The following is a 6,658-nucleotide window of genomic DNA, read 5'->3' on the forward strand; positions in this document are numbered from 1 at the left end:
CCACGGCTGCAGCAGAGGCCGGACAGATGGCAGCAACCGACATCGTGCCTACCCATCAAAAGCCACTTGCGTTCCAGGGGGCGTCCACAGATGGAAAGCGGGCAGTCTGGTTCCGGAGGATCAGAACAGAGAAGCGGCCATCGCCATCGCGCGCTTGGCCGTCCTTTCCCTGCGAACTGGAAGGTCTGCCGTTCGGATCAATCAGGCCGCGAACTGCCGCAGCGCCCGGGTCACCTCGTCCCGCTTGTACGGCTTGGAGAAGAACACGCCGCGCACCGGGAGATCCTCGGGCGTGGGACGGTGCTTACCCGAGATGATGATTAGTTCGATGGGCGGCCAGCGGTCACGGATCATGGCCGCGAGCTTCATCCCGTCGACGCCGCCGGGCATGTCGATGTCCGTGAACACCACCCGGATGTCGAGGCGGTTCTCCAGGATGCGCACCGCCTCGTCGGCGCTGCGAGCCTCGACCACGTCGAACCCCGCCATCTCGACGAGATCGACCGCCATCATGCGCTGAAGGGGCTCGTCCTCGACCACGAGGATCACGGCGGAGGCCGCTGGCATCGCTTGTCCCATGACGGCTTCCTAGGACTGATGGATCTGCGCGAGCGGCGCGCGCATCTCGGCCCGGAAACCGGTGGGCTGGTAGCGTAGGTCGACGTCGCCCGTTCCGACCAATCCGAGACGGATCAGTCGCGAGCCGAAGCCGCGTCTGGCGGGTTCCTTAACGGGCGGCCCACCGCTCTCCTCCCAGTCGAGCACTAGGTCACCTTCATCGCTATCGCCATCGACGCGCCAACTGACCCCGACGTGGCCCTCGTCGTTGGAGAGAGCCCCGTACTTCGTCGCGTTAGTCGCGAGTTCGTGCAGCAGAAGAGAGACAGATAGGGTCGCGCGCGGCCCAAGCGAGACCTGCGGCCCAGAAACCTTGAGCCGTGTGGTTTGGGCGAAGGTGCGCAGAACCGCGCTGGCGACCGCGTCCAGGGGGGCCGCCGTCCATTCCTGCTGCAGCAGGACGTCGTGCGCCGCCGAGAGCGCGTGGATGCGCTGCTCGAACGCCTCGACTGGTTCTCGGTCGGGCACCGTCTTCAGGGTCTGGGTCGCGATGGAGAGGACCATGGCCAGCATGTTCTTCATGCGGTGGCTCAGTTCCTCGTTGAGCACTCTCTGCTGCTCCTCCGCCTCCAGGCGACCGATGGCGGCCCGGGTGCGGTCGGCGACGTTGCGCAGGAAAGCCTGCTCCTCAGCCGTCCAAGCGTGCGGTTCGGCCTTCAAGGCGAAGAAAAGGGTGACGAACTGCCCGTGCTCCATCAGCGGGATATTGGCGATGGACCGGACGCCGACGGCTGCCAGGGCGTCGCTGCCGCCGGCCGTGCGCGGATCGTCCGTCGCGTCGGCGATGAACACGGCCCGGCCCGCCTTGAGGTCGTCGACGTAAGACCCGTAGCTCCGGAAAGGGTACACGCCGTTCAGGCGATCGACGCCCTCCGCGACGTGGTCGTCGGCGATGGTGACGGTGTCGCGCACATGGTCGACATCGCCGTACCCCACGTGGCTGAGCCCTAGCGTCCGCGCCAGGATGTCCGCCGCGACCGGCGCGACATCCGCCTTGGCGGTGACGTGGCGCAGCCGGTCGCCGAGTTCGATCAGGGCGTTGCGGCGTTCCTCGGCTTGCTTGCGCTCGGTGATGTCGATGAAAATCACGGCGAGGCGCTGATCCGCCTCCTTATGGCCGTGTGCCTCGAAGGTGCGGTTCAGGGCGGGCACGGCGACCTCGAACGTCGCGGGCTCGCCGGTGTCGACCACGCCCGCGTAGATGTCGATCAGCCATTGCGGGATGGTCGGGATCACTTCGCGGATGGTCCTGCCCACGGTTTGGTTCGCCGGTAGGCTCGACTGGATCTCGAAGGCGGGATTGACCTCCAGGAAGCGCACATCGACCGCGTGACCCTCGTCGTCCCGCAGGATCTCGGCGGAGAAGAACCCCTCGTGCATGCTGGTGAACAGACTCCGCCAGCGGTCCTCGCTCGCCGTGGCGGCGCGCTCGGCATCCTTCTGGACCGTGATGTCCCGTGAGACCGAGAGCAGCTTCTCGGGGACGCCTTGCGCGTCGAGGATCGGCGTGACCTGGACATCCCACCAGCGCGGGTTACCGGCCATGGTGCTAGCCCCGCCCTGGAAGCGGCCGACGCCTCCTGCCTTGGCCGCCACGACGGCAGCCTTGGCGTCCGCGTTGCCCTGGCCCTGCCAGAAGTCCGGCCAAGGGCAGCCGCGGATGGCGTTGAAGTCGCCGACCTCCATCACGCGCTTGCCACCCTCGCTCATGAACGTGAGGCGCGTATCCAGGTCGAGGACCTTGATGCAGTCGGCGGACGAGGCGAGCACGCTGCGCATGAACGCGGCCTCCTCACGCCTCTCCCTGAGGGCGCGCCGCAGTTCGAGCTGCGTCATCACCTGATGCGCGAGGACGCGCAGGGTCTGCTGCTGGACGGCGGTGAGATCGCGCGGCTCGTAGTCGAGCACGCAAACGGTGCCGATGGCATGGCCCTCGGCGGTCTTCAGGAGCGCCCCGGCGTAGAACTTCAGATGGGGCTCGCCGGCGACCAGCGGATTGCACGCGAAGCGCGTGTCGCGGGTGGCGTCCGGGACGAGGAGGAACTCCTCTTCCAGGATCGCGCAGGCGCAGAACGAGCTGTCGAGCGGCGTCTCGCGCACGCCGAGGCCGACTTCCGCCTTGAAGAACTGGCGGCCCTCGCCGATCAGGTTCACGACCGCGATGGGCGTGCCGCAGACCGCCGAAGCGAGTGCGGCGATCTCGTCGAACCCCGGTTCACGCGGCGTGTCGAGGATCTGGTAGCGGTGAAGGGCCGCCAAGCGGGCGTCCTCGGCGTCGAGGCCAGCGACAGCCACGGGCGACTTTACTGGTTCAATCATGAACGAGGTCGCTGCCGATCCGCGTGCCCGAACTCACTGTCAGCCTGTGTAGCGGTAGGAAGTGTGCGTTCGGGAATGGGGAGATTTTCTGAGGGTTGTGGAGGGGCATCGGCGACAGGCGGTGTCGAGTGACATGCCCTTTACCACAGGAGCTTCGATTGCGCATGAGACGATTGCGCGAGGGCTGAGCGGCCCACAGGACACCGGTCCTCGTACAAGCGGTTCGGGCCGGTCGACCGGGGCCAAAGCCGATACCGTGCAGCGTCCGACCCATGACCGCTTTCGGGCAGCTCAGAAGGCTGTCCGCGCTTCCGAGTCGGGTCGGGTGCGGTACACCAGCTCGGGGTGGTTTCCCGACCATCCGCTTCCGAATGGTCGATGTATAGAAGCAGACCTACCCACGGCGACCATTTACTTCCCCGCTGGACTTTTGAGCAGCTTGTCCCGAGGTGTTGGGGAATGAAACATACCTCCGAGGAAAGCCGGGAAGGCGTTCATATTCTGGTTGCCGTGTCGGCTCTCCGGCCGCAACGCGGTGACGACGGAACGCTCGACAGAAAACTTCCGCAGGACAGGCACCAGCGCACCTCGCTCGACGTGGAACGCGACGACATACGACAGCGAGATGCCGATGCCGCCGACCACGAGGATGGCCGCGACCGCATCGCTGAAGTCTGCGACGCCGCCGGCGTTCGGCGTGAGATCAACCGCGCGGCCGCCGATCCGGAACGGCCAGCGCAAAGCCTGGCCCGCACTCTGGAAGCGGAAATTCAAGCGGTCGTGGTGGATGTGGTCGTCCGGATGCTGCGGTGTCCCGCGCTGCTCTAGGTAGATTTGGGACGCGAAAGCGCAGAGCCGATGCGGCGCGAGACGCCGGGAGAGCAAGCGGGAGCCGGGCAGTTCGCCCACGCGGACCGCCACGTCAATGCCCTCCTCGATGAGGTCGGCGACGCGGTCCCTAGGGCGCTGGTCGACAAATAGTTTGGGGTGGCGCTTCACGGATTGCAGCCCCGGCGGTGTGCAAGGCTGGTCAGGAACCTTCCTCGGGGTAAACGCACTTGGATTAGCCACGAGAGGCGCCGCGGCCGCGGTAAACGGAAGAGAAGCATCCTTCGTGTCGGGGGACGAACTGAAGACCCTCTCCCGTGGGGAGCTCGAGGCCGAGATCCTGCGTCTGCGCGGGTCCGAGGCCGCCATCCGTCAGAGGGAGGAGCGTTTCCGGACGATCCTGGAGACGGTCGATGCGGCCTTCGCCATCGTCGAGGTCAAGTTCGACGCCGAGGACCGGCCGGTCGACTACCGCTTCGTAGAGGCCAACCCTGCCTTCGAGCGCGAGTCGGGCGTCAACCTTCGCGGCAAGTGGGTAACCGAGTTCGCCCCTGACCTGGAGCCCTTCTGGTTCGAGACTTACGGGCGGGTCGCCAAGGCCCGGGAACCCGCGAACTTCGAGAGCTATGCTGAGGCGTTCTCGCGCTGGTTCGACGTGCGCGCTGTTCCCGTCGGTGACCCTGCGGACCGGCAGATTGCCATCATCTTCAACAACGTGACCGCCCGACGCGAGGCCGAAGAGCGCCTGCGCGCCAGCGAGGCGCTCGCACGGGCTAACATCGAGCGCGTGCAACTCGCCCTGGCCGCTGGCGCGATCATCGGCACGTGGCACTGGGACCTACCGTCCGACCGGTTCACGGTCGACGAAGCCTTCGCCCGAAGCTTCGGGCTCGATCCAGCGCTCGGCCGCGAGGGCATCCCGCTGGCGCAGATCGTAGCCACCGTACATCCTGACGACCAAGCGGGTTTGGCGGAAGCGATCAACGAGGCCGTCGGCCGGGGCGGCGCCTATGCGCACCAGTACCGGGTGCGCCGGTTGAACGGGCGCTACTACTGGATCGAAGCCAATGGCCGGGTCGACCACGCGCCGGACGGCACGCCCCTGAGCTTTCCCGGCGTGCTCCTCGACGTCGAGGAGCGTCGTGTTGTCGAACAGGAGCGGGACCGGGCCATCACCCAGTTGCGCGCCCTCACCGAAACTCTCGAGCAGCGCGTCGGCGAGCGCACGGCCGAGCTGATGAACGCTGAGGAGCAGCTCCGCCAATCGCAGAAGATGGAGGCGGTCGGACAACTCACGGGAGGGCTTGCCCACGACTTCAACAACCTGCTGGCCGGCATCTCCGGCAGCTTGGAGTTGATGGGCACCCGTATCGAGCAGGGGCGCCTCAAGGACGTCGACAAGTATATGGCCGCCGCGCAGGGGGCGACGAAGCGGGCGGCGGCGCTGACCCACCGCCTGCTGGCCTTCTCGCGTCGGCAGACGCTCGCGCCGAAAGGCACCGACGTGAACGCCCTGGTCGATGGCATGCTCGACCTGATCCGGCGGACGGTCGGGCCGAGCGTTCAGCTTGAGACGGCCGGACCCACGGACCTATGGCCGACTCTGGTCGACCCGTCCCAGCTCGAGAACGCGCTGCTGAACCTCTGCATCAACGGCCGCGACGCGATGCCGGACGGGGGGCGCATCGTCATCGAGACCGGCAACCGTCGGATCACTCCCCGAGTCGCCGAGCGACAGGATATGCCGGCCGGTGAGTACCTGTCGCTGAGCGTCTCGGACACCGGCACCGGCATGCCCCCGGAAGTGGTGGCGAAGGCGTTCGACCCATTCTTCACGACCAAGCCGCTCGGCCAGGGGACCGGCCTCGGCCTTTCGATGATCTACGGCTTCGTCAAGCAGTCCGGCGGGCAGGTCCGCATCCACTCGAACGTGGGGCAGGGCACAACGGTCACGGTTTACCTCCCGCGCCACAGGGGCGAGGCTGAGCGTGACGAGGCCCTGCCGGAGGAAGGATCCCCGGCATTGGCACAGGCCGGCGAGACCGTCCTTGTGGTGGACGACGAGCCCAGCGTGCGCATGCTGGTGACGGACGTGCTGAGCGACCTCGGCTACACCGCCGTGGAGGCTGCGGATGGGGCGGGCGGTCTTAAGGTGCTCCAGTCCGACGCCCGTATTGACTTGCTCGTCACCGATGTGGGCCTGCCCAATGGCTTGAACGGCCGTCAGATGGCCGACGCCGCTCGGGTCTCGCGGCCCGGCCTCAAGGTTCTGTTCATCACCGGCTACGCCGAGAGCACGCTGCTGACGGACGGCCAGATGGAACCGGGGATGGCCGTCCTGACCAAGCCGTTCGCCGTCGATGCGCTGGCATCGCGCATCCGCGATTTGATCGCGAATTGACGGTAACCTGACACCCCTGTCGAAGGACTGGCGCACGGCTGCTTCGCAGAGCCGCCGCTTGTGGTTCGGACGACAGCAATGGGTCCAGGCCGTGTCAAAACGCCGGGAATGGGCTTTGCGCTCGGGTGCCCCCCAATCTTGCGAGAATGGGCGTCCATCCCTTGGAGCGACCTTTTGTAGTCGAGCGACAATCCGTTTGAGTTGAAGGCGCTGCTGGACGGCTTTTCAGCCCTTCAGTGAACGATCAAAGGCCCGTGCTCAGGCGTCGATCGCTGCCAAGAGCGTCCGGCTTCCCATGAGGTTGAGAACCCGCGTCAGATTGTAGGCCAGGACCTGGAGAGCCATCTCGGTCGAGACGCGCGGCAAGGTCTTGGTCAGGAAGTGCGTCGCCCCCATCCGTGAATCGCCCCGGGTTTTCCGGAGGCCGTTTGGTTTGGCTCAGGCGGCCAAGGCTTGGACCTCGGCCTGGGCATAATAGCGTGCCTCCGCCTC

Annotated in this window: 4 protein-coding genes and 1 pseudogene; 1 reads left to right on the plus strand and 4 read right to left on the minus strand. The window is 66.5% G+C overall.

The window, feature by feature from the left end:
- Window positions 1-201: 201 nt before the first annotated feature.
- The 3 genes from ABIC30_RS31395 to ABIC30_RS31405 all read right to left on the minus strand — a co-directional run bounded on the left by ABIC30_RS31395 (window position 202) and on the right by ABIC30_RS31405 (window position 3,936).
- Complete coding sequence (locus tag ABIC30_RS31395; RefSeq protein WP_020095764.1) at window positions 202-567, minus strand: response regulator; 366 nt, start codon at window positions 565-567, stop codon at window positions 202-204.
- 21 nt (window positions 568-588) lie between these two features.
- Window positions 589-2,937, minus strand: a complete 2,349-nt coding sequence (locus tag ABIC30_RS31400; RefSeq protein ID WP_354456809.1) for an HWE histidine kinase domain-containing protein — start codon at window positions 2,935-2,937, stop codon at window positions 589-591.
- 411 nt (window positions 2,938-3,348) lie between these two features.
- On the minus strand, window positions 3,349-3,936 hold the full coding sequence (locus tag ABIC30_RS31405; RefSeq protein WP_020095766.1) for a substrate binding domain-containing protein: 588 nt from the start codon (window positions 3,934-3,936) through the stop codon (window positions 3,349-3,351).
- A gap of 115 nt (window positions 3,937-4,051) precedes the next feature.
- On the opposite strand from ABIC30_RS31405, the gene ABIC30_RS31410 reads away from it, so the two are divergent.
- Window positions 4,052-6,166 (plus strand): ATP-binding protein, encoded by a 2,115-nt coding sequence (locus ABIC30_RS31410; protein ID WP_020095767.1) that lies wholly within the window; start codon window positions 4,052-4,054, stop codon window positions 6,164-6,166.
- 258 nt (window positions 6,167-6,424) lie between these two features.
- Here the strand turns inward: ABIC30_RS31410 and ABIC30_RS31415 are convergent.
- Window positions 6,425-6,562 (minus strand): annotated as a pseudogene (locus ABIC30_RS31415) (hypothetical protein); the annotation flags it as partial.
- Between the last annotated feature and the right edge of the window lie 96 nt (window positions 6,563-6,658).

Origin of the sequence: Methylobacterium sp. 1030, from assembly GCF_040544715.1 — a bacterium.
GTDB lineage: Bacteria > Pseudomonadota > Alphaproteobacteria > Rhizobiales > Beijerinckiaceae > Methylobacterium.